This window comes from Gilliamella sp. Gris1-4 (assembly GCF_001690335.1).
Taxonomy (GTDB): Bacteria; Pseudomonadota; Gammaproteobacteria; order Enterobacterales; family Orbaceae; genus Gilliamella; species Gilliamella apicola_P.
Genome location: NZ_LZHA01000027.1, coordinates 16,846 through 42,079, shown reverse-complemented (window position 1 = coordinate 42,079; position 25,234 = coordinate 16,846). Strand labels below are relative to the sequence as shown.

Below are 25,234 nucleotides of genomic sequence, written 5' to 3'. Positions count from 1 at the left end.
GCTAGATAAAGCTGTCTCTATATTTCAATTTATGCAATCCAAATTATTTAATGACTTACATTAATTACATAATTAGTTATATAACTTTCTTATTCTTCTGATTTTTATATCCATGATTATACTGATTGTACTTTTGAAATAAATTAGGAGTGCAAGAGGTTATATTATGAGCATGATGCAAAAATTAAAAGAAAATAAACTTTATATAGGTTCTTTACCTTTACCTATTTTCGTTGTTTGTTCCATCATCGTTATTATCGCCGCCCAATTAGATATGCTACCAAGAACATTAATTGGAGGCTTTGCTGTTATTTTGCCATTAGGTTGGTTTTTAGGAACGTTTGGGCAAAATATTCCTTTTTTTAAAAAATTTGGTGCACCTGCAATTTTATCTTTAATTGTTCCATCACTGTTAGTTTACTATGGTGTTTTTGACGAAAATACTTTAACTGCAACAAAAATGTTGATGAAAGATTCTAACTTTTTACTTTTTTATATTGCGAGTTTAGTTTGCGGTAGTATTTTAGGTATGCATCGGGTTATTTTAATTCAAGGTTTTATTCGGATGATGATTCATTACCGCCACATCATTTAGCAATGGCTAAAATTACCAATCATGAAAAACAAAAAGGGACGTTAGAAGATGCGGTAAAAGGAGCTGATGTATTTATTGGTGTTTCTGCTCCTGGTGTATTAAAACCTGAATGGGTTTCAACCATGGCAGAAAAATCGATTATTTTTGCAATGGCTAATCCAACCCCTGAAATATTCCCTGAAGAAGCAAAAGCCGCTGGTGCTTATATTGTTGGAACTGGGCGTAGCGATTATCCAAATCAAATTAATAATGTTTTAGCATTCCCAGGTATTTTTAGAGGTGCTTTGGATGCAAGAGCTAAAAATATCACACTTGAAATGCAATTAGCTGCAGCTAGAGGTTTAGCAAGTATTGTGTCTGATGATAAATTATCGACGGAATGTATATTACCTAATGCATTTGAACTCAATGTTGCTAAAGTTGTTGCTGAGAGCGTAAAAAACGCTGCAAAATAGATGTACTATTTGCTAGTTAAGGTGTATTAATTATAATCTGCTAATTATCTATTTTATTAGCAGATTTTTATCATTTTTAGGTTAATATAAATTCACAATATTGCTGTCGAAAGATCTATTAAATGAAATACTTTTTTAATCGGTTAACACTTAAATTTAAGCTGATAAGCTTGTTCTTTTTAGTTTTTACGTTATCAGCCATAGCTGAAAATGTCTATATTATCCAACTTGTTAATAATGAATATTTACAAACATCTCGCCAACGAGTTGAAAATATCGCTAAAATTATTTCTTCTTCAAATAATACAATAGAAAGTATACAAACACCTACTTTTGAAAATTTAGCTCTTCTCCAAAATGAGACCGAAAAAATACGAAGATTAACACAAGTTGATTTTGTCGTTGTTTTTAATATGCAGGGAGTACGACTTTCTCATCCCGATAAAAGTAAAATAGGATTGTCTATTGTTGGTGGCGACGAACACAGAGCATTAAAAGGGGAATCTTATACATCAATTGCCAAAGGAACTCTCGGAAATTCGGTGCGTGCATTTAGTCCTATTTACAATGATGAGCATCAGCAAATTGGTGCGGTATTAGTCGGACAAACACTACAAAAAATTAATCAACTTGCATCAAGAACAAGTCAATCAATTTGGTTCTCTTTGTTCGCATCATTAGTCGTGGCAGTTATTTTATCATTATTGTTATCTCGCAATATTAAAAAAATATTATATGGCCTTGAGCCTACAGAAATGGCGCATTTATTTGAGGAAAGAGACGCTATAATCAGAACAGTTAAAGAAGGTATTGTTGTCATAAATCGGGAGGGTTACATTACACAAATTAATAATGAAGCTAAACGTATATTGCGTATTAATAGTAATAAAGAAGATGTAATCGGGGAACAAATTGTAGATGTTATTCCAAATACTCGTTTGCATGATGTAATGGTTAGTGGGATTGCTGAATATGATTGTGAGCAAAATATAAATGGAGTAGTTATTCTAACAAATCGAGTCCCTTTACTTGTTAATGGTTTATTAGTTGGTGCTATTGCCTCGTTTCGGGATATGACCGAAATGAGACAATTAGCAGAAAATTTAACTGGAGTAAACCGTTATGCCGACGCCTTACGTTCACAATCACATGAATTTAATAATAAATTGCATGTTATTTATGGTTTGGCGTTTAATAATAATAAACAAGAGTTAATTGATTATCTTGAAGAGATTATTGGTAATCAGCAAGCTGAATCAAAACTTGTTACTCAAGCAATCAAAGATCCTATTATTTCTGGTTTTTTAAATAGTAAATTTAGCCGAGCTAGAGAATTGGGAGTAAGTTTGTTGTTTAATATTAATGGAGAATTATCTCCAATTACAGATATTTCAATTACTCACTCTTTAATCACAATCCTCGGTAATTTAATTGATAATAGTTTAGATTCGGTACAATTTTTAGACAATAAGCAGATAAATGTCAATTTGGAAATTAATAATGATACTCTCCAAATTGAGGTTAATGATAATGGTGAAGGTATTTCTGATGAGGATACTCAATACATCTTCCAAAAAGGGTATTCAACCAAAGGCGATAATCGTGGAATCGGATTGTATTTAGTATTAGCCAGTATTGATGAACTTAATGGGCATATTCAATTATGTGACCTAAGTAATAAAAAAGGAGCCTGTTTTAAAGTATTATTACCACTAAAAGCGATTTATAGGGAGAAAGTAACTCATGGTTGATGTTTTAATTGTTGAAGATGATCCTATATGGTGGCAGAACTTAATAAGAAATATGTACAAATGGTTCCTGGGTTTAATTTAGTCGCTAATGTTAGTAATGGTGAACAAGCCCTACATTGTATTCATGATAATCATATTGATCTTATCCTACTTGACGTATTTATGCCCAAACTCAATGGGTTAGAATTATTACAGCATATTCGTATTAGTTATCCCAAAATTGATATTATTATGGTGACCGCTGCTTGTAAAACCAATGAGATTCAAGCAGCTCTACGTTTAGGTGTAATTGATTATATTGTTAAACCTTTCACTTTTGAGCGTTTACGCACCGCATTAGTTTCCTATCAGGAGCGTGTTCGTTTGTTATCATCGTCCAAAATATTAAATCAGCATCAATTAGATGATCGGATTTTTGCTAAACCGACTACTCATAACACAGGGTTGCCTAAAGGTATTGATAACCTGACCTTACAAAAGGTTCGAGAGGTTATTATTCAGTACAATTGTGATTTTTCAATGAGTGATATCGTTGAATTAATTTCGTTATCTCGTATATCATTAAAAAAATATCTCGATTACTTAGAGGAACTTGGTGAGCTTAAAAGCCATTTAACTTATCTGTCTATTGGTAGACCTGTTAAACGTTATATTTATCAAAATATAAATTATAATCTCAGGTAAAGTATATCTATTATAAATACAGTAAGAGTCTTTTTGTCATCACTACATTTAACATTCTAAACAAGACGTATTTTTTATTAATAATCTATGATAGAAATAAAAAATATTTAAATAGATAAATTAATTTTACATAGTTATCTCATCTAATGACAAGCTAAAGCTTGGAACAAAAACGTCTAAAAAGTAATTCATTTCAGGACTGTTACGTTCAGATAAAGTCTTTTTTAAACGTTGTTCTGCTAATTTAAACTCATTGTTGCCCGCACTAAGTTCTTCAATCGTTTTTAGGTAAGCACATAATGCATCAGCTTGTTTTACAATACTTTTCTCGGTTTCATCATAAAAATCATCATCAATTAATGTTCTAAAATCATCTTGTAATTCTTTAGGAAGCATATTGATAAGTTTATGCTGTGCTATTTTTTCAATCTTTTTATATTCAACCGTTATTTGTGGATTGTAATACTTTGTTGGTGTTGGTAGATCGCCTGTTATTACTTCTGAAACGTCGTGGTACATTGCCAGCAATGCAATTCTTTCTGGATTAACATTTCCATTAAATTTCTTGTTTTTAATTATTGCTAAGGCATGTGCAACAAAAGCAACCTGTAAACTATGCTCTGATACATTTTCAGTTCTTACATTACGCATTAAAGGCCAACGATTAATTAGTTTTAATCGGGATAAATGAGCAAAAAAATGACTGTTATTCATATTACTATCTCTTTAATATAAAATAAAAACGCTCCTATTAAAAACAGGAGCGTCTATAATATAAAATGTTACTTATTATTTTACGCGAGAATAAGCTGTTGGGTACCCAATGCAAGTGGTACAGTTTGCTCTTCTGTAAATGTGATATATTCCCATGCATTTTGTTTTGCTAGCAATGCTTGCAATAATTGATTATTCAATGCATGACCTGATTTATAACAAACAACTTCACCAATCATATTGTGACCGCTCATATATAAATCACCGATAGTATCAAGCATTTTGTGACGCACAAACTCATCTTCAAAACGCAAACCATCTTCATTTAGCACTTTATAATCATCAACAACAATTGCACAATCTAAACTACCACCTAGGCATAAACCTTTAGATTGTAATGCTTCAATATCACGCATAAAACCAAATGTTCTAGCACGGCTGATTTGACGAATAAACGATTCAGACGAAAAATCTAGTTGATAACGTTGTGAACTACTGTCGATAGCCGGATGTTGAAAATCAATAGTGAAATCCAGTTTAAAGCCACTATAAGGCCTTACTTCAGCCCATTTATCACCATTTTCAACTCGAACTGTTTCTTTTACACACAAAAACTTTTTAAGTGCGTTTTGTTCAGCAATACCAGCATCAAGCAATAAATAAACAAATGGACTTGCACTACCATCCATAATTGGTATTTCAGGGGCATTAACTTCAATAATAATATTATCAATGCCTAGCCCTGCTAATGCAGCATTAATATGCTCAACAGTAGAAATACGAACATTATCTTCATTTATCAAACAAGTACAAAGCATTGTATCACGCACAGATTTTGCATCCACGGGAAAATCCACATATGGATTTAAATCAGTACGACGGTAAATTATACCTGTATTTTCAGGCGCAGGACGTAATGTCAAAGTAACTTTTTTGCCGGTATGTAAACCAACACCAGTTGCTTGAATAGTCTTTTTTAATGTTCTTTGTTTCACTTTGCACCTACTTTTTTATTTGTTCCTATTGATTTTGACAATAAAAAATCAAATAAGTTCAACTTTACTTTAATTTGCTTGCTTCCGTATGAAAGCAGGAATATCTAAAATTTTATGATCTTCAAGAGGAGAAGCTGTTGGTTCATTAACAACCTTTGCCAATTTCTCTTCTTGTTGTCCTAAAGGACTGCTTCGGCTAAATAGCTCATTGTGTGAAACTGGTTTAGGCATTTTAACTTCTGGACGTTTATCCATACCAATACCAGTTGCAACCACTGTTACTCGAATTTCATCAGATATATCTGGATCAAAAGTTGAACCAACAACAACCGTAGCATTATCAGAAGCAAATGCTTTAACTGTGTTACCGACTGTTTCAAATTCTTCTAAACCAATATCAAATCCAGATGTTACGTTAACTAATACGCCTCGAGCTCCAGATAAATCAATGTCTTCAAGCAATGGACTAGAAATCGCCATTTCAGCGGCTTCTTCAGCTCGATTATCACCACTAGCTCGACCAGAACCCATCATAGCATATCCCATTTCAGACATCACTGTCCTTACATCAGCAAAGTCAACATTGATAAGGCCTGGTTTAGTAATAAGCTCTGCAATACCTTGTACTGCACCTTTTAAAACACCATTAGCAGCGGCAAAAGCGTCAAGTAATTTAACACCACGACCTAATACTTTTAATAATTTATCATTCGGAATAGTAATTAGTGAGTCAACATGTTTTGCCAACTCAGAAATACCTTGCTCAGCAAAAGCCATACGCTTTTTACCTTCAAAACCAAAAGGTTTAGTAACAACTGCAACTGTTAGAATTCCTAGTTCTTTTGCTATTTCCGCAACAACAGGGGCTGCCCCCGTTCCAGTGCCGCCACCCATTCCTGCTGCGATAAAAACCATGTCGGCTCCTTCAATAGCACTACGAATGACATCACGATCTTCCTCAGCAGAATTTCTACCGACTTCAGGATTAGCACCAGCACCAAGCCCTTTAGTAACATTAGTTCCGATTTGGATAGTTTGACCTACCTTAATTCTTTTTAAGGCTTGTGCATCTGTATTTGCTGCAAAAAATTCAACGCCTTCAATATGTTCAGCAATCATATGCTCGACAGCATTACCGCCGCCACCACCTACACCAATAACTTTAATGACTGCTGCTGGTTCATCATCTGCAACCATAGGTTCAAACATAACTTATCTCCAAATTTACGATCTGTGAACATTGTACAGATAATCATCTACAATGTCCACGAAGTTCTTGAAATATATTAGCTAAAATTCTTTTTTAAACCATCCGGTTAATCGTTTAGCTATCCCTTTTAATGATGATTTATTATTATCTTTTCCATCATCATTTAATAAACTTTGTTTTCCATAATGTAATAACCCTATAGCTGTTGAACAATAAGGTTTTTGAACATAGTCAGTTAATCCCGATATATTCAGTGGCTGACCAATACGCACTTGATTTTGAAAAACTTTTTCAGCACACTCTACCATTCCTTTTATTTGTGCTGCACCGCCAGTTAAAACAATACCTGCCGCTAATTGATATTTGATATTTTGTTTTTTTAGTTCTTCTTGTAATACAAGTAACTCTTTTTGTACCAACGAAAGAAGTTCTGAATATCGAGGTTCTATTACATCTGCAAGCGTTTGTCGTTGCAATGAGCGAGATGGTCTTCCACCAACACTAGGAACATCGATAACTTCATCTTTACCAATTAACGAACCTACAGCGCATCCATAACGAATTTTAATGTTTTCTGCATCCATAGGTGGTGCACCAAACGCATATGCAATATCACTAGTAACAACATTTCCTGCGTAAGGAATTACTACAGAATGACGTAAAGCACCACCTGTATAGACTGTTACATCCATTGTACCGCCGCCCATATCAATTACGCAAACACCAAGTTCTTTTTCATCGTCCGTTAAAACTGCATAGCTAGATGCCAATCCAGAAAAAATAAGTTGATCTACGTTCAAACCGCAGCGTTCTACTGCTTTCACAATATTTCTTGCCATATCATTATGGCAAGTAATTAAGTGAACTTTGGCTTTCATTCTTACTCCAGATAAGCCAATAGGATTTTTAATCCCTTCTTGCAAATCAATAGAATATTCTTGTGCAATGACATGCAAAATACGGTGTTCATCTAAAATTCTGACTGATTTTGCTGTATGAACAACATTGTCTACATCTTCTGCGGTTACCTCTTCATCCTCTATTGGTACCATTCCTATTTCATTTTGGCAACGGATATGTTTACCAGAAAGGCTTAAATATACTGAAGATATTTGACAATCAGCCATTAATTCAGCTTGATCAATCGCTCGTTGGATTGATTTCACGACAGACTCGAGATCGTTCACTCCACCTTTATCCACTCCTTTCGATGGGCAATGTCCCACACCGATGATGTTGACAACACCATCGGGAAGAACTTCACCAACAAGAGCAAGTACTTTGGATGTACCAACCTCTAATCCAACGACCAATTTTTTTTCTGTTGCTTTCATACTCCAGCCTTAATTTATTCCTTACTGCATTATTTTTTCTCTTTGCACTGAAATACCATTTTCATAACGTAAATCAGCAACCATTATTCTTTCATTTTCGGGCATTCTTGACTGAATTTCCGGAAATAACTTGATAAATTGTTGATATCTTTGTTCAATATTTTCACTACCTAATAGCAGTTTTATTTCCTGATTTTCTAGACAAAAACCAGATATACACTGTTTTACCATCAATTGCCACGCATTACGTTCATCAGTTATTGCTGTTTTAATATGTAATGCCAACTGATTATTAGCTAATTCTTTAGAAAGATTCTCTAATTTATAATAAGTTTCTAACGCTGATTTTGCTTTACCCTCTGGTCCATATAACCTTGGTAATTGTAACTCGGTAATACGGTCAAGTGGTACGCTAAATACATTGCCATTTTTATCAAGCAAAAATAAGTCATTCCAGTAAAGTATGGGTTTATATTCTTCGACATAGACAATTAACCTGTCCGGCCATTGTTTACGTACACTGGTTTGTTTCACCCACGGAAATCGCATTACTTCTTGTTGAATATCATTAACATCTTGTCCTATATAGGTATTAGGCAATCCTAATCCTAAAATAGCATCGCGAAGATCATCTTCAGTTGTATAGGTGTGCTCTCCACTTAATGTTAACTGAGACAATACCATTTGTTCAGGATCGTCCATCCAATTTTTGAAACTTTGAACGACCCAAATACTAATACAAATAATCGTAATAAAGAACAAAAAACCTATTAATTGCTCTGTATTACAAAAAATAAGCAGCCGTCTTCTATTTTTATCTTCTTTTCTATGTGCTGCTTGCCGAACTTGTTTCATAAAATAAGGCCAATTATAAAGTTGCCAAATTTAAGATTCTGGCAACAAGTTCATTAAATGACCATCCATGTTCTTTTGCCGCCATTGGTACCAAACTGTGATCTGTCATACCTGGAGCGGTATTAACTTCAAGTAAAAATGGTTTTTGATTAGCATTAAACATGATATCAACTCTTCCCCATCCTCGACATCCTACTGCTTTATAAGCATCTAACGCTAATTTACGAATTTCCTTTTCTTGTTCATCAGGTAAACCGCTTGGACAAAAATACTGAGTGGTATCAGATAAATATTTCGCATCATAATCATAAAATTTAGTTGCGGGTTTAATATGGATTGAAGGTAAAACCTCTTCACCAACAATTGCTACCGTAAATTCAGGACCTGCTAAAAATGACTCAACCATCACTACACTATCATATTTGAAAGCTGCGCTAATAGCTGCTTCCAATTCAGATGCTTCATTAACTCTAGCCATTCCCACACTTGATCCTTCATGACTTGGTTTAACAAACAACGGTAAACCAAGCTGTTTAACTATGGCATCAGTATCAATTGATTGTGACTTTTCAACCATAACATATTCAGCAACAGGTAAATTGAGTGATTTCCACACTAACTTAGTTTTCAGTTTATCCATTGTTAAGGCTGATGATAAAACATCACTGCCTGTATAAGGAATATTTTGATAAGTCAAAATCGCTTGAACAATACCATCTTCCCCACCTCGTCCGTGTAAAATAATAAAAGCTTTTGTATAACCTTCTTCTTTTAAATTGGTAATAGAATGATATTTAGTATCAATAAGATGCGCATCAATACCATTTGCCAACAATCCTGCATGTACAGCCTTACCAGACTTAAGTGACACTTCCCGTTCAGCTGAAATACCACCATACAATACAGCAACTTTATCTACCATTTTATAAAACCTCTTCTGATGATAATTGAGTTTTGGCTAGTTGGCGCGCTATACGACCAACACTACCAGCACCTTGTGTAATTAATAAATCACCACTTTGTAATACTTCTTGCATTATTTCGGGTAGCAAATCTAAATCTGAAACATAAATTGGGTCAACTTTGCCACGATTGCGGATAGAACGGCATAACGAACGGCTATCGGCACCCGCAATAGGTTGCTCTCCTGCGGAATAGACATCTAACATAACAAGTGCATCGACTTGAGAAAGCACTTGTGCGAAATCGTCAAATAAATCCCGAGTACGCGTGTATCGATGTGGTTGGAATAACATAACCAATCTTCGTTCAGGCCAGCCGTTTCTTGCTGCTTGAATTGTTGCATTAACCTCGCTAGGATGATGACCATAATCATCAACCATCATTATATCGCCACCATCAACATGCGGGAATATACCTAATAAATCAAAACGCCGACTAGTACCAGCAAATTTAGCTAATGCATTTATAATTGATTCATCATCAATACCATCTTCTGTTGCTGCAATTATCGCAGCCACCGAGTTTAAAGCATTATGTTTACCAGGTGCATTTAACTCAATCTGCAAATCTTGGCGATCAGGGCGACAAACGGTGTAATAGCTTACGCCTCGTTCTTGACGATAATTTTTAATGACAACGTCAGCCTCTTCGCTAAATCCATAAGTGATGATTTTACGTCCCACAATCGGTAGTAACTCTCGATTAATAGGATCGTCGTAACACATAATAGCTAAACCATAAAATGGAAGGTTATGTAAAAATGAAATAAATGTTTGTTTTAGATTATCAACACTACCTTGATAAGTGTCCATATGGTCAGGCTCTATATTTGTTACAATAGATACCATCGGTTGCAAATGAAGAAATGAAGCATCACTTTCATCAGCCTCAGCAATAAAATAACGGCTACTTCCTAATTGAGCATGTGTTCCTGCCGCCTTAACTAAACCACCATTAACAAAGGTTGGATCGAGTTTCGCTTCAGCATAAATAGAGGTAACCATAGCAGTAGTTGTAGTTTTACCATGAGTACCAGCAATTGCTATACCATATCGAAAACGCATTAATTCAGCTAACATTTCAGCACGTTGAATAACAGGTATACGTGCTGCACGAGCGGCAATTACTTCAATGTTATCTTGCGAAATAGCTGAAGATATAACAACAACGCTAGAATTAATCACATTTTCAGCCGCATGACCAATAACAATTTTTGCCCCTAATGTTTCTAGATGTTGAGTGACCGCATTTTCAGCAATATCTGATCCACTAATTTTGTATCCTTCATTAGCGAGAACCTCAGCAATTCCTCCCATACCAGCACCACCAATACCCACAAAGTGAATATGTTTGACTCGCTTCATTTCAGGAATAATTGCTCTTAACTTAGCTAATTCCTTTGTATTCACTATTTAACTCCTAAATTAATTTATAGTTTACAGTACATATCATCATTGAACATTTCTATCTTAGTTATTTTTTATTGCTCAAATGAATCATTGACTCAAACATATATCTAACCTGAAACATTTTGACAAAATTATTACATAAATTTATGTCAAAAACTAATCATTTTATCACCGAATCAAGGGCTTTTGCTACTTTCTCTGTGGAATTCACAATAGATAAACTTTTAGCTTTTATTGCCATTTCCATTAATTTATCTCGGTTCAAATTACATAACAAGTTAGATAGCGATTCAACACTGAAATCGGGTTGTTCTATAATATTAGCAGCACCAATATCTGCTAGTGATTTTGCATTCCAGAATTGCTGACGATCTTTATGCATAAATGGAATAAAAATAGCACCGATACCCACTACTTCAATTTCACTGACGGTTAATGCTCCACTACGACAAATTACAATATCTGCCCAATTGTATGCATCTGCAACATCTTGGATAAATTCAGTCACTTTATTATTGGTCATATCACAATTTTGGTATGACTGAATTACGGAATTCAACATTCCTTTACCTGTTTGATGCCATACTACATATTTATCGGATAATTTTGTTATCACTTGAGGCACAATATCATTAATAACTTTAGCTCCTTGGCTACCTCCCATGACTAATACTCTAATTGGCCCATCACGATCTTTTAATCTTTCTTCAGGTTTTGCCACAGTCAAAAGATCACTACGAACAGGGTTGCCAACTACTTCAGCCTTAGGAAAAGCAGTAGGGAATGCTTGTAAAACTTTAGTTGCTATTTTAGCTAAATATTTGTTGGTTAAACCTGCTATACCATTTTGTTCATGTACTACAATCGGTATACCAAGCGTTTTTGCTGCAATCCCCCCTGGGCCTGAAACATATCCTCCCATACCTAAAACAACATCAGGACGATAAGTTTTTAAAATTTTTCTAGCTTGTAAAACTGCTTTTAAGATTTTATAAGGTGCTTTTAATAATGCCATAACACCTTTGCCTCGTAGCCCTGATATTTCGATAAAATCAATATCAATACCATTTTCAGGAACTAAGTGTGCTTCCATTCGATCGGCAGTTCCTAACCATCTTACCTGCCAACCTTGCTTCATTAAATATTGCGCCACAGCAATACCCGGAAAAACATGCCCCCCGGTTCCTCCTGCCATAACTAATAATTTTTTCATTATTTTATTAACCTTATTCTTGCTTGGGCTTGTTGTTGTCTAAATTCAAAATCAATTCGGAGTAATATTGCTGTTGCAATACTCATCACAATAAGACTTGATCCACCATAACTAATAAATGGTAGTGTTAATCCTTTAGTAGGCAACATACCAGATGTAACACCCACATTTACAAATGTTTGAAAACCAAACCATATCCCGATTTCACAGGCTAAATAACCAGAGAACAATGAACTTTCATTCAGTGCTCGATAACCAATTGCAAGCGCCTTAAATGTTAGAAAGAAAAGTAATGACAATAAAGCAACTACACCTATATATCCATACTCTTCTGATATAATTGAGAAAATGAAATCAGTATGACATTCGGGTAAATAACCTAATTTCAGTACAGAATTTCCCATACCTTGTCCAGTAACGCCTCCATTACCAATTGCCATTAATGAGGCGACTAATTGATAACCTGAACCTGTAGCATCTTGCCAAGGGTCAAGAAAGGTTAACAGTCGTGTTAAGCGGTAAGACTCATACAAAATCAAACAAATTACTGCGCCAACTCCCGTTAGCAAAATAGCAATAAATTGCCACAATTGCGCACCTGCAATAAATAAAATGCCAATAGTGACCATAAATAAAACAATAACAGTACCTAAATCTGGTTGTTTAAGTAACAAAATAGAAAGTATAGTCATAACAACCATTGGTTTAAAAAAACCCCAAAAGCCACTTTGTACTTCTTCAGATTTACGTGATAAATAACCAGCTAAGAATAAAAATAGCGCTAATTTTGAAAGTTCTGCAGGTTGAAAATTGAATACTCCTAGAGGTATCCAACGAGATGCTCCATTAATCGAAGAGCCAATACCTAACACAACGATTAACATAATAATAGCAATAATAAGTAAAACAGAAGCAAACTGTTGCCAACGTTGCATTGGAATATAAAACGTAATAAACATTAAAAATAATGATAGTCCTAACTGAATAAGTTCTCGTTGTGTATAAAAGAAAGGATCGCTTTCATTAAATGCCATTGAAGAAGAGGTCACCATGATCAAACCAAAGATCATTAAACCTAACACAGTCCAAAGTAGCTGGTTGTCAAATGGTATGTGGGGATTAACTTGTTTTTTTAACCAAAAGAGTGTCATTTTGTACTCCTGTGAGTATATTGTTCAGCAAGTTGTGCAAACTGTTTTCCGCGTTCAATATAATTCTTAAACTGATCTAAGCTTGCGCATGCTGGAGAAAGCAAAACCACATCATTTGGTTCAACTTTTTGAGCAATAACTTGCATTGCATCTGACAATGTTTCAGTTACAGTTGTTATATGAGGTGCTAGCTTAGCAAGGATAAAACGATCACGCCCAAAACAAAAAATTTCTAGATTTCTGTTTTCAAAAAAAGGAATCAATGGCGAAAAATCCGCTGATTTTCCATCCCCACCTAATAATAAAAATAATTTCCCTTTGCAAACTACGCTATTTAATGCTGCTTCTGTACTACCTACATTGGTTGCTTTGGAATCATTAATCCACTTCACACCATTTCTTTCCAACACTAACTCAAAACGATGTGCTAGACCATGAAATGAAATAATTGTTGCTATACTGGATTCCCGTGAAATTTTCAGTTTATCAACTATAGCTAAAGCCGCTAACGCATTAAGATAATTATGACATCCCGCCAGTTTCATTATTTTAGTCGCTACTACTGGCTGCTCTTGTGCAATCAAATGTTCAAAGTGGAAATCCAAATGATAATCCCCTTTATTCACACCAAATGAAACGCAGTTTTTTTGTTGGTCAGTCGGAATGGTTAACTTATCATCATGGTTAATCACACAATACTTGGCATTATGATAAATACGTTGCTTAGCCTCAACATATTGCATTAATCCAAGAGGATAACGATCCATATGATCTTCTGAAATATTTAAGATTGTTGCAACTGTAGCTTTTAAACTCTGAGTTGTTTCTAGCTGAAAGCTAGACAGTTCAAGAACATATACATCGTAATCTTGATTCAATAACGATAATGCTGGCAGCCCAATATTACCACCAATAGCAACTTTAATACCCGTCGACTTAATAATTTCACCAACTAATGTTGTTACTGTAGTTTTACCATTTGCACCTGTAATGGCAACAATCTGCTTACCGTTTTGTTGATTCAATTCACGGCAAAATAGTTCAATATCGCCAATAATTTCAATACCTTTTTTAGCTGCCTGTTGTAGTTCTGGCGTTGATAAAGCAATTCCTGGACTGACTATTATTAAATCAGCATCAAGCAACCAATTAACATTTAATTCCCCTAAATGGCAAGCAACACGTTTGTCTAATTGTTCCATCCCTGATGGCGAATTACGAGTATCAATAACTTTAGGTATAACATTTTGAGCAAGAAAATAGTCTACACAAGAAAGTCCTGTGACACCTAAACCAATAATAACGACATTTTTTCCTTGATAGTTAACCATGATTTGATCCTAATATTTTTTATTAACGTAATTTCAAAGTTAATAAACCTATTACAACTAACATCAATGAAATTATCCAAAACCGTACAATAACACGTGGTTCTGGCCAACCCTTTAATTCATAGTGATGATGAATTGGTGCCATACGGAAAATTCTTTTACCCCGTAATTTAAATGATCCTACTTGTAAAATTACGGATAAAGTTTCAATAACAAAAATTCCGCCCATAATCAGTAATAAAAATTCTTGTCGTAATAAAACAGCAATAATTCCAAACACGCCACCTAAAGCTAGCGATCCAACATCTCCCATAAAAACCATCGCCGGATATGTGTTAAACCATAAAAAACCAAGTCCAGCACCAATAATTGCAGTACAAACAATCATCAACTCTCCGCTGAATTTGATATAAGGAATATTCAAATAAGCAGCAAAATTGACATTCCCTGTAGCCCATGCCACAAGCGTAAAACCAGCGGCTACAAAAACAGTTGGCATAATTGCTAATCCATCAAGTCCATCTGTTAAATTAACGGCATTACCAGCCCCAACAATAACTACATAAGTTAATAAAATAAACCATAGTCCCAATTGAGGCATCACATCTTTAAAAAATGGCACAACAAGTACTGTTACCGTGCTATCTTTACCATAAACATAAAGACCAAAAGCAACAATTAATGCAATAACCGATTGCCAAAAGTATTTCCATCTAGCAATTAATCCAGCACTATTTTTACGAATTACTTTTAAATAATCATCAGCAAAGCCAACAATGCCATAACCAATTAAAACAAACAAAGTTACCCAAACATAAGGATTGCGTAAATCTGCCCATAGCAATACCGATAAGGAAATTGAGGCTAAAATTAGCGTCCCCCCCATAGTCGGTGTTCCTTTTTTACTTAAATGAGACTCAGGCCCATCATGGCGAATGACTTGACCAATCTGTAATTTTTGTAGCCAGTCAATGACTTTTTGCCCCAAAAATAATGAAATTGCTAGCGAGGTTAATAAACCTAAAATAGCTCTTACTGTTAAATAAGAGATAACATTAAAAAAGGTAAAATGTTTAACTAAATATTCCGATATCCAAAGCAACATAATCTTAATCCTGACTCATTTTGAGTTGTTCAATTTGAATTTTTTCGATAACTTCTTCCATTTTTGCACTACGCGAACCTTTAACTAACATTGTTAAATTTGGTTGTTGGCGTAACAGCATTAATAGATAATTCACTGCATCTTGTTTATTATTGAAATGGTGACCCACACCACTAAACTGGCTAATAAATTGACTTAATTTGCCTACACTTACTACACAATCAATTTTTTCATCATGAGCAAGCTCACCTATTTGGCAATGATATTTTTCAGCTTCTGGCCCTAGCTCACCCATATCACCGACAACTAAAATCCGATAACCGGGCTGTTTTGCCAAAACTTTGACAGCCGCTGACATCGATCCAACATTAGCATTATAAGTATCATCCCAAATTAATTGGGTTTGATTTAATTTTATTGGAAATAACCGGCCTTTTACAGGCGTTAAAGAGGCTAAGCCTTGCTGGATCTGATTAAAAGTTGCTCCGACAGAAAGTGCTAAAGCTGATGCTGCGATAGCATTTGAAATATTATGCTTCCCAACTAGCGATAACATAATCTCACATTCACCTTTAGGTGTATGTAATGTAAATGTTGTATTTTTTTCGTGTTGAATATTACTAGCATAAAATTGAGCAGAAGGGTTCGTTAACGAAAAAGTCCAAACTGTTTTGTTTACTAACTGAGTAAACCATTTATCAGAACAACTATCTAAATTAATAATAGCAATACCACCATCAAGCAATCCTTGAAAGATTTCGCCTTTAGCTTTTGCTACACCTTCAAGTGATCCAAAACCTTCTATATGTGCTTCTGCAATATTATTAATTAAAGCGCTTTGTGGTTTAACAATATTCGTAGTATAGGCTATTTCACCAATATGATTAGCGCCTAATTCTATAACTGCAAACTGGTCTTGTTTAGTTAAACGTAACAGCGTTAATGGCACCCCGATATCATTATTGAAATTGCCTTGTGTATAAAGGGTCTGTCCACAGTGTTGTAATATTGCTGCAGTCATTTCTTTAACGGACGTTTTACCTGATGAACCTGTAAGTGCAACAATTTTAGCTGTACTTTGCTGCCGGATAAAATTAGCGATTACCCCTAAAGCCAAGCGAGTATCCTTAACAACAATCTGTGGTATGGTCTTATTAAGTTTATGATCAACGATTACGGCTATAGCACCATCTTTAATAGATTGTTCAGCAAAAACATGTCCATCAAAATTATTTCCAACAAGTGCGATAAACAGTGATTGTTTTATTATTTTTCGTGAATCAGTACAAATCGTATCAATCACAGCACTTTCGTCTTGAATATAATAAGATTCACCATTAACTATTTTTTTTATTTGCTTAATTTCTAATGGAATCATGATTGATTCTCTACTCCTAGAAGTTTTTTCACTGTTTCTTGATCTGAATAGTGATATTTGGTATTACCAATTATTTGATAGTCCTCATGCCCTTTACCTGCAATTAAAATGACATCATTAGGCTTAGCCTGCTTTAATGTTTGTGCAATAGCCTGCACTCTATTGGTAATTATGTGTACATTATCAGTGTGATGTAAACCTTGTTGAATATCATGAATAATCTTCATTTCATCTTCAGTGCGTGGATTATCATTAGTCAAAACAATTTTATCGGCAAATTGTTCTGCGATTTCAGCCATTAAAGGTCTTTTTCCTGTATCCCTATCGCCACCACATCCAAAAATCACCCATAAAGAACCTTTACAATGAATTCGACTAGCTTGCAAAGCTTTCTGTAACGCATCTGGAGTATGCGCATAATCAACAATAACCGTTGGGCTATTTTTTACATGTAAAACCTCCATTCGCCCACAGATTGGAGTCAAAAAAGAAGCCATATTAACAACAGCAAAAAATGGATAGTTCAATGTTAAAAGTGTAGCTATAGCTAATAGCAAATTAGAAACATTAAATTCACCTAGCAATCGGCTATTAATAATGGCATTTCCCCAACTTGACTCCATATGAATTTGGACACCTTTATCAAGATATTCGATCATTGATACACCAACGTAAGGTATATTTAACGCCTTGAGTCGACGTAATGATTTTGTTTGACATGATACAGCTGTCACTTGTGGAAGTTTTTCAATCCATCTTTTACCATATTTGTCATCATAATTAATAATTGATTTACCCGCAGCTAAAACTTGTTTTTCTTTTTCATCGGGACTAAATAACGACCATTTTGCTTTTGCATATCTATTCATTGTTTTGTGATAATCAAGATGATCTCGACTTAAATTTGTAAATACAGTAGCAGCACAATTTAGCCCTTTAACCCGATCCATGGCAAGTCCATGTGAAGAAATCTCCATCGTTACAACTTTGACCTGTTTCTCTACAAATTCAGCTAATAAGGTTTGTAAATCTACTGCCGACAACGTTGTATTAACTGATGGCTCAAGTTCATTATAAATTCCATTACCAATGGTGCCCATTAATGCTGTTTTTTTATTCAATAATGTTAAGCATTGGGCAATAAGCTGACTAACGGTTGTTTTCCCATTGGTTCCTGTCACACCAATAACGGATAATTTTGTTGATGGGGAATGATAAAACTCATTAGCAATCAGAGATAAGCGTTGTGAAAGTTGGAAAACACTAATTTGTGGAATTATCGATTTATTTTCATGCTTAATATAGTCGATTTTTAAGTCATTTGATTTTCTACTTGCTTCTACTAAGATAACAACCGCCCCCATTGAAATAGCTTGAGGAATAAACGTTCGTCCATCAACTGTATGACCTTTGATTGCGATAAACACATCATTTCTTTCCACTTTACGACTATCTATACGCAAATGATTAAGTGGAAAATCATCTAATTTTAAATTACATCTTCCGCCTAATAATTCAAATAATGTTTTAAACGAGTTTGTTGCTAACATTTTCACCTACTAATAAATAATCATTTGCCCATCAACTTGACGATCAGGCTTTACATTCATCGTTCTAAGCACACCGCCCATAATGCGACTGAAAACAGGTGCAGAAACCGAACCACCATAATATTGTCCCGCTTTAGGGTTATCAATAACAACAACAAGTGAATACTTTGGTGCTGTTGCTGGAGCGATACCTGCGGTATAAGCTAAATATTGATTAACATACCGTCCACCAGATAACTTTTTCGCTGTTCCTGTTTTAACTCCAACACTATAACCAGGAACCGATGCTTTAGTTCCTCCACCAGTAACTGCTACAGCCTCCATTAATTGAACGACTGTTTTAGCATCTTTTTCAGAAACTACACGTTTACCCTTAACAGGTTCCGTGACTTTTAAAATTGATACTGGTCGGTAAATCCCATAACTACCGATGGTTGCATAAGCTCTTGCTAATTGTAATGGAGTAACACTTAATCCATATCCAAACGCAAATGTTGCTCGCTCAATATCAGCCCATTTTCTGGTTCTATCAGCTGCAATTGAACCACTAACCTCACCGCCTAATCCTAATTCCGTTGGTTGACCTAATCCAAATCGACTATAGAACTCGACAAGATCACCCTGTTGCATTTGCAAAGCTAGCTTACTTACGCCAACATTACTTGATTTTTCTAAGATACCAGCCAAATTTAGTGTTTTTTGATATGACACATCTTTAATTTCATAACGATTAACATAAAAAGGTCTAGTATCGATAATAGTATTTAAGTTAGCAATTTTCTTTTCTAAGGCAGCCATTACAACTAGCGGTTTAACCGTAGAGCCAGGCTCAAACGCATCAGTAACTGCTCTATTTCTCAACAAATTATAATCAATTGATGAACGATTATTAGGATTATAAGATGGACTGGTTGCCATCGCTAAAATCTCACCAGTATGCACATCAACCAATACAGCTGTTCCGCTATCTGCTTTATTAAATTCAACAGCTTGATTAAGTTCACTATACACTAGCGATTGTAAACGCTCATCTATACTTAATATTAAATCTGATGCTGATGCTGTTTCTGTCCGTTCTAATTCTTCAATAACACGACCTACTCGATCACGTCTTACAACTCTTTGCCCCGATTCACCTATTAACCATTTATTAAAACTTTTTTCAATACCTTCAGAACCTTTTTCAGTACCATTTTCATCAATATCTGTGAGCCCAATTAATTGGGCTATATTTTCTGCTGCTGGATAATAACGTTTAGATGTTTTCGCAAAGGATATTCCAGGCAATTTTAGTTTTTTTAAATAATCAGATATTGTTGGCGTTACTTGCTTAGATAAATAAACAAATCTCATTGATGGGTTGTTTAATTTTTGTTCTAGCGTTGACATTGGAATATTTAACGTTTGAGCTAATCCTTGCCATCTAATATCATCCGCTTTAACTCCACCTTTTTGTACAACAATTTTGGGATCTGCCCAAACATCAAACATCGGTACACTTACTGCTAACGCACGCCCATTTCGATCTGTAATCATGGCTCTTGGAGCATCCATTTCTTGGTGACGAAGTGAACGCTTATTACCTTCAGCAATAAGTTTATCTGGTTCAATAATTTGCAACAGTGCCATTCGAGTTATAAGACAAATAATCGCAAAAATAATAAGTCCATACACAACATAAAAACGACTTGATGTAAAAAATTGTTTTTTACTATTCAACTTATTGGTTTTATTTGTCTTAACAACTTTCTTCGTTTTGCTTTTTTTATGTTTAGTGACAGGCTTCATTATTTACTCTTTATCACAATAACTGTTTCATTTTGCGGTGTCACATAAGACATTCCTAATTGGTTTTTGGCTTTATCTTCGACACGTTTGGGATCAGCAAGTACATTTTCTTCAATAACTAAATTCCGCCATTCACTTTCTAATACATCTTGCTCCAATAAAAGTTGCTCGCGCTCAAATAACTGTTTACGGATCTGTTGCGTTGTTATTAATACCGCACCAGCAGAAATAATAATCATCACAAGTAACAATAATGAAATTTTTTGATGTCCCAATAAATCCCAAATAATTACACCAAATAAACTTTTACTTGGTCTTTTTTGAAAATTTTTATCAATATAGGTATTATCTTGAAAAGTATCATTGTTTTGGTTACTATTCATCTTTCCTTTCTGCTACCCTTAATATTGCGCTGCGAGAACGCGGGTTATTATTAATTTCAATAGTTTGAGGTTTAATTTTGCCAAGGGATTTTAATTTAGCACCGCCATATTTTTTTATTTGTTGTTCTGTTAGCGGTAATCGAACTGGCAAGTCTGGACCTTTACTCTGTTTACTAATAAATTGCTTTACAATTCTATCTTCTAAAGAATGGAAGCTAATAACTGCTAGTCTTCCTTGATTGGCAAGCACTGATAAACAGCTATTTAACACTTGCTCTACTTCTTCCAACTCACTATTAATATAAATACGAATGGCCTGAAAACTACGTGTAGCTGGATGCTTATTTTTATCCCTTCTTGGTGTAGCTTTTTCAATTAAATTAGCCAACTCTAAGGTGCGAGTGATCGGCGAAATTTTATTCTGCTCGACAATCGATCGAGCAATCCGTTTGGCAAATTTCTCTTCACCAAATGTCTTTAACACCCATGAAATATCGTCTTCATCACTGTTAAGTAGCCATTCACTTGCAGTTAAACCTTGGCTATTATTCATGCGCATATCAAGAGGTCCATCACGCATAAAAGAGAATCCCCTGTCAGGATCATCAAGTTGTGGTGATGAAACACCTAGATCTAACAAGACACCATCAATTTCACCCAATAATTCTAAATCTTCAATATATTGGTATAAATTTGAGAACTCACCACGAATAAAAGTAAATCGAGGATCTGTTATCTGTAACGCAGCCTGCTCAGCACGCTCGTCACGATCAATAGCAATCAATCGCCCTTGTGTACCAAGTTGTTCAAGTATTAAACGAGAATGACCTCCTCGGCCAAAAGTACCATCAACATAAATGCCATCTTCTTTTATATTTAATGCATTCACAGCTTCGTTTAATAAAACCGTCGTATGTTGATAATCCATCAATCTTTACTCTTATTAAATAGTTAAACTTTTCAAATTATCTGATAAGTTTTCAATATCGCTTGATAATGCGGTAATATCATCATTAATTTGTTGATACCAACTTGCCTCATCCCAAATTTCAAATTTATTAGATTGACCAACAAACATTGTATTTTTTTCTAATTTTGCATAAGTACGCAATGTAGGTGACAATAAAATTCGTCCAGAATTATCCATTAGGCACTCAGTTGCATAACCCAATAACAATCTTTTTATTCTACGTTCAGTTTCAACAATGGCTGATAATGTTGCAAGTTGCTGTTCAATACATTTCCATTCAGACATTGAATAAAGCGTCAAGCAAGGGTGATATAAACCAATTGTGCAAACCATACCTTCAGATAAAGTTTCACGGTAACGAGTAGGAATAGCTAATCGCCCTTTATTATCTAAATTAATTGAAATTGCACCACTAAACATAAAAGTATCTTTTTTTTATAATTTATCTATAATTTTAATTGATAAAAATCAATGTATTAATGAAAATACCCATTTTCACCACTTAACCCCACTTTTTACCACAAAATTTAACAAATTAATAGGTATTTGAAGAATTAATTTATAAATCATTTAAAAGCGTCTTTTAGATTTTTTATATAGAAAATAAATTGATAGTTAAAAAAAAGATGAGAAGGGACATTTGCCGATTTAAATCAGCAAATAAAACCGAAAGAAATTTAAGATACGGTCCAAAACCCAGTTATATTAACTTTATCCTGCTGCAAAACAGCACGAATAGGCATTTGATTAACATCATTATCTTTTTCGGTTTGTTCTAATACACGCAATTTGCTTTCACCAACTAAATGCAGGTAAATATTTTTGCTATTTAAAATAGCTGGCAATGTTAATGTAATACGATCTAGTGGTGCAGTTAATGGTGTCATACCAACAACTTTCCGCCCAGATTTCATATCTAAACCGCTAGCCAAATTAGCAGCGCCTGGGAATAATGAGGCAGTATGCCCATCTTCTCCCATACCTAAAATCACTACATCAAATGGCATCGGAACTTTATCTAAAAGTTTTTCTGTAACTTCTGCACCATCAAATGGATTATTACAACTGTTTTTTAAACCGACAAAATTAGCCAATTTAGCATTATTTTGTAATAGATAAGTGTTCACTAACTTTTCGTTACTAGCATCATCAGTATCATCAACCCATCTATCATCCACCAACGTAATAAAAACTCTACTCCATGCTATATTTTGTTGACTAAGTGAAACAAACAGTGGAATAGGTGTTCTACCACCAGAAACCGCAATTGAAGCATGTCCTTTTTGTACAATGGCTTGTTTTAATTCATTGACGATATGTGAGGTTAAATCTTCGATCAATAATTGACTATTTTGATATTTATTTAACATAAACATAGTTATTTTTCCTTTATTCAAATTCGTGCCATGAATGCCCATCTTTAGTGATTAAGGCAACGGATGCAACTGGTCCCCAAGTTCCGGCTTGATAAGTTTTTGGTGGTTCTTTTTCTGTTTCCCATGCACTAATAATTGAATCAACCCATTTCCATGCAGCTTCAACTTCATCACGATGAACAAATAATGCTTGACGCCCCCGCATAACTTCAAGTAATAAACGCTCATAAGCATCAGCACTTTGTTGGTGAAAAGTTTCGCTGAAACTTAAGTCAAGTTTAGTGGTTTGTAAATTATGATTACTATCCAACCCTGGTACTTTATTTAGGATTTCAATATCCATACCTTCATCAGGTTGTAAACGAATCGTCAATTTATTTTGTGGCAATTCTGGATAAAATTCACTAAATAAATTAAGCGGTAATGGTTTAAAATAAACTACAACTTCAGAACATTTACTTGGTAAGCGCTTACCTGTACGTAAATAAAAAGGAACACCTGCCCAGCGCCAGTTATCAATATCAACTCGAATTGCAACAAATGTTTCAGTATTACTTTTTTGATTTGCGCCATCTTCTTCTAAATAGCCCGGCACATTAACACCATTAACAAAACCTGCTGTATATTGCCCTCGAACTACTTTTTCACGAATATTGGATTTGTTAATTGGTCTAAGCGCATTAAGTACTGCTATTTTTTCATTACGCAAGCTATCATCTTCAAGATTAGCAGGTGGGGACATGGCAATCATGGTTAATATTTGTAATAAATGGTTTTGTACCATATCACGCATTTGACCTGCCTTATCAAAATATCCCCAGCGCCCTTCAATACCTACTTGTTCAGCTACCGTAATTTCAACATGATCAATAGAATTACGATCCCAAAATGACGCAAACACTGTATTAGCAAATCGTAAGGCTAATAGGTTTAATACTGATTCTTTACCTAAGTAATGATCAATACGATAAACTTGCGACTCACTAAAGAATTTAGCCACTGAATCATTGATTTCTCGAGATGACTTGAGATCTGTTCCAAGTGGTTTTTCCATCACAATGCGGTTTTGCGATTGATTTAATCCTGCAGCAGCTAAACCTTGACAAATAGTCCCAAAAGCACCCGGGTGCATTGCAAAATAGAAAATAGCTGGATGATTCAAATCAAGTTTATTTTTCAATCCTTCAAAACCAGCACTATCATTAACATCTAATTTATGAAAGTCCAATCGTTGACTAAATCGTTGCCAAATATTATCGTCTAACGGTTCTGGCATAAACGAGATTAGTGCTTCTTTTGCTACCTCACAATAAGCGGCATGATCCCAATCAGCCCGCCCTACGCCTAAAATCTTTGTTTGTTCAGGTAGTTTTCCGTACTTTTCTAATTGATATAAAGACGGTAATAATTTACGTCTTGTCAAATCCCCTTTAGCACCAAAAATAACTAAATCGCAAGCTGGGATATCAGACATGGTTTTCTCCTACGATGGTATAATGTAATTATTCTATTATGTTGAATGGTTGGTGTACACCCGATTAATAGGATAAATCATAGTAATAGGCATTATCCTTTATTTACTCTAAAACAAAAAGGTCACCTCTGGGTGACCTTTTGCTTGAAACAAGTTATTGGGTAATTTTCCAATAAGCAAATTATGCTCGTACAAAATCCATATGAACTAATTTTGGTTTAAATGCATGACGTTGTACTGCTTGCACTTTTACTTTAACTGCTTTTCCGTCAACTTCAATAGTTAACACTTCAGAATAAAATTCTGGTTTTTCTTGCATATTAAAAACTTGGTTGTGATCAAGCACAACAGAGATTGCAGGTTCAGTTCCACCATAAATAATGGCTGGGAATTTACCAGCGTGACGCAGGCGGCGGCTCGCACCCTTACCATGCTCTTTTCTAACTTCAGCTTTGAATGTAAACATATTAATTTCTCTTAATTATTTAAAATTGAAACCAATTACAGGCGACCCAGTAATTGACTATCAAACTAGTACTTTAAAAAGCGT

General features: G+C 34.7%; 23 protein-coding genes and 1 pseudogene. 4 read left to right on the top strand and 20 right to left on the bottom strand.

Going from position 1 to position 25,234, the window contains the following annotated elements:
• Positions 1-166 precede the first annotated feature (166 nt).
• The 4 genes and pseudogenes from A9G31_RS03280 to A9G31_RS03265 all read left to right on the top strand — a co-directional run bounded on the left by A9G31_RS03280 (position 167) and on the right by A9G31_RS03265 (position 3,485).
• Positions 167-595, top strand: coding sequence for a 2-hydroxycarboxylate transporter family protein (locus A9G31_RS03280; protein WP_065560417.1), 429 nt, complete (start codon positions 167-169; stop codon positions 593-595).
• Positions 571-1,050, top strand: a pseudogene (locus A9G31_RS03275) (malic enzyme-like NAD(P)-binding protein); the annotation flags it as partial. The gene A9G31_RS03280 and the pseudogene A9G31_RS03275, both read left to right, overlap by 25 nt.
• 122 nt (positions 1,051-1,172) lie before the next feature.
• Positions 1,173-2,801 (top strand): DcuS/MalK family sensor histidine kinase, encoded by a 1,629-nt coding sequence (dcuS, locus tag A9G31_RS03270; protein ID WP_065560416.1) that lies wholly within the window; start codon positions 1,173-1,175, stop codon positions 2,799-2,801.
• A gap of 27 nt (positions 2,802-2,828) precedes the next feature.
• Positions 2,829-3,485, top strand: coding sequence for a response regulator (locus tag A9G31_RS03265; protein ID WP_065560415.1), 657 nt, complete (start codon positions 2,829-2,831; stop codon positions 3,483-3,485).
• A gap of 126 nt (positions 3,486-3,611) precedes the next feature.
• On the opposite strand, the gene yfbR is transcribed toward A9G31_RS03265, so the two are convergent.
• The 20 genes from yfbR to rplY form a co-directional block, all read right to left on the bottom strand.
• Complete coding sequence (gene yfbR / locus A9G31_RS03260; protein WP_065560414.1) at positions 3,612-4,199, bottom strand: 5'-deoxynucleotidase; 588 nt, start codon at positions 4,197-4,199, stop codon at positions 3,612-3,614.
• Between the two features lie 80 nt (positions 4,200-4,279).
• A complete protein-coding gene (gene lpxC / locus A9G31_RS03255) occupies positions 4,280-5,194 on the bottom strand; it encodes a UDP-3-O-acyl-N-acetylglucosamine deacetylase (protein WP_065560413.1) in 915 nt (304 codons plus the stop codon).
• 69 nt (positions 5,195-5,263) lie between these two features.
• The gene (ftsZ, locus tag A9G31_RS03250; RefSeq protein WP_065560412.1) at positions 5,264-6,403 is read right to left on the bottom strand and encodes a cell division protein FtsZ; all 1,140 of its coding nucleotides are present in this window, start codon (positions 6,401-6,403) and stop codon (positions 5,264-5,266) included.
• 81 nt (positions 6,404-6,484) lie between these two features.
• Positions 6,485-7,738, bottom strand: a complete 1,254-nt coding sequence (ftsA, locus tag A9G31_RS03245) for a cell division protein FtsA (RefSeq protein WP_065560411.1) — start codon at positions 7,736-7,738, stop codon at positions 6,485-6,487.
• Positions 7,739-7,759: 21 nt separating this feature from the next.
• Positions 7,760-8,593, bottom strand: coding sequence for an FtsQ-type POTRA domain-containing protein (locus A9G31_RS03240; RefSeq protein ID WP_065560410.1), 834 nt, complete (start codon positions 8,591-8,593; stop codon positions 7,760-7,762).
• Positions 8,594-8,606: 13 nt separating this feature from the next.
• On the bottom strand, positions 8,607-9,515 hold the full coding sequence (locus tag A9G31_RS03235) for a D-alanine--D-alanine ligase (RefSeq protein ID WP_065560409.1): 909 nt from the start codon (positions 9,513-9,515) through the stop codon (positions 8,607-8,609).
• Between the two features lies 1 nt (position 9,516).
• A complete protein-coding gene (murC, locus tag A9G31_RS03230) occupies positions 9,517-10,965 on the bottom strand; it encodes a UDP-N-acetylmuramate--L-alanine ligase (protein ID WP_065560408.1) in 1,449 nt (482 codons plus the stop codon).
• 160 nt (positions 10,966-11,125) lie between these two features.
• Positions 11,126-12,178 (bottom strand): undecaprenyldiphospho-muramoylpentapeptide beta-N-acetylglucosaminyltransferase, encoded by a 1,053-nt coding sequence (murG, locus tag A9G31_RS03225; RefSeq protein WP_065560407.1) that lies wholly within the window; start codon positions 12,176-12,178, stop codon positions 11,126-11,128.
• The gene (gene ftsW / locus A9G31_RS03220; protein WP_081298061.1) at positions 12,178-13,329 is read right to left on the bottom strand and encodes a cell division protein FtsW; all 1,152 of its coding nucleotides are present in this window, start codon (positions 13,327-13,329) and stop codon (positions 12,178-12,180) included. Before ftsW ends, murG begins: the two co-directional genes overlap by 1 nt.
• Positions 13,326-14,660, bottom strand: a complete 1,335-nt coding sequence (murD, locus tag A9G31_RS03215) for a UDP-N-acetylmuramoyl-L-alanine--D-glutamate ligase (RefSeq protein WP_065560406.1) — start codon at positions 14,658-14,660, stop codon at positions 13,326-13,328. Before murD ends, ftsW begins: the two co-directional genes overlap by 4 nt.
• Positions 14,661-14,682: 22 nt before the next feature.
• Complete coding sequence (gene mraY, locus A9G31_RS03210; RefSeq protein WP_065560405.1) at positions 14,683-15,765, bottom strand: phospho-N-acetylmuramoyl-pentapeptide-transferase; 1,083 nt, start codon at positions 15,763-15,765, stop codon at positions 14,683-14,685.
• A 4-nt stretch (positions 15,766-15,769) separates the two neighbouring features.
• Positions 15,770-17,143: a UDP-N-acetylmuramoyl-tripeptide--D-alanyl-D-alanine ligase gene (murF, locus tag A9G31_RS03205; RefSeq protein WP_065560404.1), complete on the bottom strand. Its 1,374-nt coding sequence runs from the start codon at positions 17,141-17,143 to the stop codon at positions 15,770-15,772.
• Positions 17,140-18,693 (bottom strand): UDP-N-acetylmuramoyl-L-alanyl-D-glutamate--2,6-diaminopimelate ligase, encoded by a 1,554-nt coding sequence (murE, locus tag A9G31_RS03200; RefSeq protein ID WP_081299327.1) that lies wholly within the window; start codon positions 18,691-18,693, stop codon positions 17,140-17,142. Before murE ends, murF begins: the two co-directional genes overlap by 4 nt.
• Before the next feature lie 9 nt (positions 18,694-18,702).
• Complete coding sequence (ftsI, locus tag A9G31_RS03195) at positions 18,703-20,481, bottom strand: peptidoglycan glycosyltransferase FtsI (protein WP_065560403.1); 1,779 nt, start codon at positions 20,479-20,481, stop codon at positions 18,703-18,705.
• Positions 20,481-20,864 carry a cell division protein FtsL gene (ftsL, locus tag A9G31_RS03190; protein WP_081299326.1) on the bottom strand — a complete coding sequence of 128 codons (384 nt, stop codon included), beginning with the start codon at positions 20,862-20,864 and terminating at the stop codon, positions 20,481-20,483. Before ftsL ends, ftsI begins: the two co-directional genes overlap by 1 nt.
• Complete coding sequence (rsmH, locus tag A9G31_RS03185) at positions 20,857-21,792, bottom strand: 16S rRNA (cytosine(1402)-N(4))-methyltransferase RsmH (protein ID WP_065560402.1); 936 nt, start codon at positions 21,790-21,792, stop codon at positions 20,857-20,859. The genes ftsL and rsmH overlap by 8 nt, the downstream gene beginning before the upstream one ends.
• A 15-nt stretch (positions 21,793-21,807) precedes the next feature.
• The gene (gene mraZ / locus A9G31_RS03180) at positions 21,808-22,254 is read right to left on the bottom strand and encodes a division/cell wall cluster transcriptional repressor MraZ (RefSeq protein ID WP_065560401.1); all 447 of its coding nucleotides are present in this window, start codon (positions 22,252-22,254) and stop codon (positions 21,808-21,810) included.
• Between the two features lie 257 nt (positions 22,255-22,511).
• Positions 22,512-23,210: a 6-phosphogluconolactonase gene (gene pgl, locus A9G31_RS03175; protein ID WP_065560400.1), complete on the bottom strand. Its 699-nt coding sequence runs from the start codon at positions 23,208-23,210 to the stop codon at positions 22,512-22,514.
• Positions 23,211-23,223: 13 nt separating this feature from the next.
• On the bottom strand, positions 23,224-24,684 hold the full coding sequence (gene zwf, locus A9G31_RS03170) for a glucose-6-phosphate dehydrogenase (protein WP_034910197.1): 1,461 nt from the start codon (positions 24,682-24,684) through the stop codon (positions 23,224-23,226).
• Between the two features lie 181 nt (positions 24,685-24,865).
• Positions 24,866-25,150 (bottom strand): 50S ribosomal protein L25, encoded by a 285-nt coding sequence (gene rplY, locus A9G31_RS03165; protein ID WP_065560399.1) that lies wholly within the window; start codon positions 25,148-25,150, stop codon positions 24,866-24,868.
• Between the last annotated feature and the right edge of the window lie 84 nt (positions 25,151-25,234).

Excerpts from the sequence above, each read along its gene's own strand:
- A9G31_RS03280 (WP_065560417.1), top strand. The coding sequence starts at position 167 with ATGAGCATGATGCAAAAATTAAAAGAAAATAAACTTTATATAGGTTCT.
- dcuS (WP_065560416.1), top strand. The coding sequence starts at position 1,173 with ATGAAATACTTTTTTAATCGGTTAACACTTAAATTTAAGCTGATAAGC.
- A9G31_RS03265 (WP_065560415.1), top strand. The coding sequence starts at position 2,829 with ATGGTGGCAGAACTTAATAAGAAATATGTACAAATGGTTCCTGGGTTT.
- yfbR (WP_065560414.1), bottom strand. The coding sequence starts at position 4,199 with ATGAATAACAGTCATTTTTTTGCTCATTTATCCCGATTAAAACTAATT.
- ftsZ (WP_065560412.1), bottom strand. The coding sequence starts at position 6,403 with ATGTTTGAACCTATGGTTGCAGATGATGAACCAGCAGCAGTCATTAAA.
- ftsA (WP_065560411.1), bottom strand. The coding sequence starts at position 7,738 with ATGAAAGCAACAGAAAAAAAATTGGTCGTTGGATTAGAGGTTGGTACA.
- A9G31_RS03240 (WP_065560410.1), bottom strand. The coding sequence starts at position 8,593 with ATGAAACAAGTTCGGCAAGCAGCACATAGAAAAGAAGATAAAAATAGA.
- A9G31_RS03235 (WP_065560409.1), bottom strand. The coding sequence starts at position 9,515 with ATGGTAGATAAAGTTGCTGTATTGTATGGTGGTATTTCAGCTGAACGG.
- murG (WP_065560407.1), bottom strand. The coding sequence starts at position 12,178 with ATGAAAAAATTATTAGTTATGGCAGGAGGAACCGGGGGGCATGTTTTT.
- ftsW (WP_081298061.1), bottom strand. The coding sequence starts at position 13,329 with ATGACACTCTTTTGGTTAAAAAAACAAGTTAATCCCCACATACCATTT.
- murD (WP_065560406.1), bottom strand. The coding sequence starts at position 14,660 with ATGGTTAACTATCAAGGAAAAAATGTCGTTATTATTGGTTTAGGTGTC.
- mraY (WP_065560405.1), bottom strand. The coding sequence starts at position 15,765 with ATGTTGCTTTGGATATCGGAATATTTAGTTAAACATTTTACCTTTTTT.
- murF (WP_065560404.1), bottom strand. The coding sequence starts at position 17,143 with ATGATTCCATTAGAAATTAAGCAAATAAAAAAAATAGTTAATGGTGAA.
- murE (WP_081299327.1), bottom strand. The coding sequence starts at position 18,693 with ATGTTAGCAACAAACTCGTTTAAAACATTATTTGAATTATTAGGCGGA.
- ftsI (WP_065560403.1), bottom strand. The coding sequence starts at position 20,481 with ATGAAGCCTGTCACTAAACATAAAAAAAGCAAAACGAAGAAAGTTGTT.
- ftsL (WP_081299326.1), bottom strand. The coding sequence starts at position 20,864 with ATGAATAGTAACCAAAACAATGATACTTTTCAAGATAATACCTATATT.
- rsmH (WP_065560402.1), bottom strand. The coding sequence starts at position 21,792 with ATGGATTATCAACATACGACGGTTTTATTAAACGAAGCTGTGAATGCA.
- mraZ (WP_065560401.1), bottom strand. The coding sequence starts at position 22,254 with ATGTTTAGTGGTGCAATTTCAATTAATTTAGATAATAAAGGGCGATTA.
- pgl (WP_065560400.1), bottom strand. The coding sequence starts at position 23,210 with ATGTTTATGTTAAATAAATATCAAAATAGTCAATTATTGATCGAAGAT.
- zwf (WP_034910197.1), bottom strand. The coding sequence starts at position 24,684 with ATGTCTGATATCCCAGCTTGCGATTTAGTTATTTTTGGTGCTAAAGGG.
- rplY (WP_065560399.1), bottom strand. The coding sequence starts at position 25,150 with ATGTTTACATTCAAAGCTGAAGTTAGAAAAGAGCATGGTAAGGGTGCG.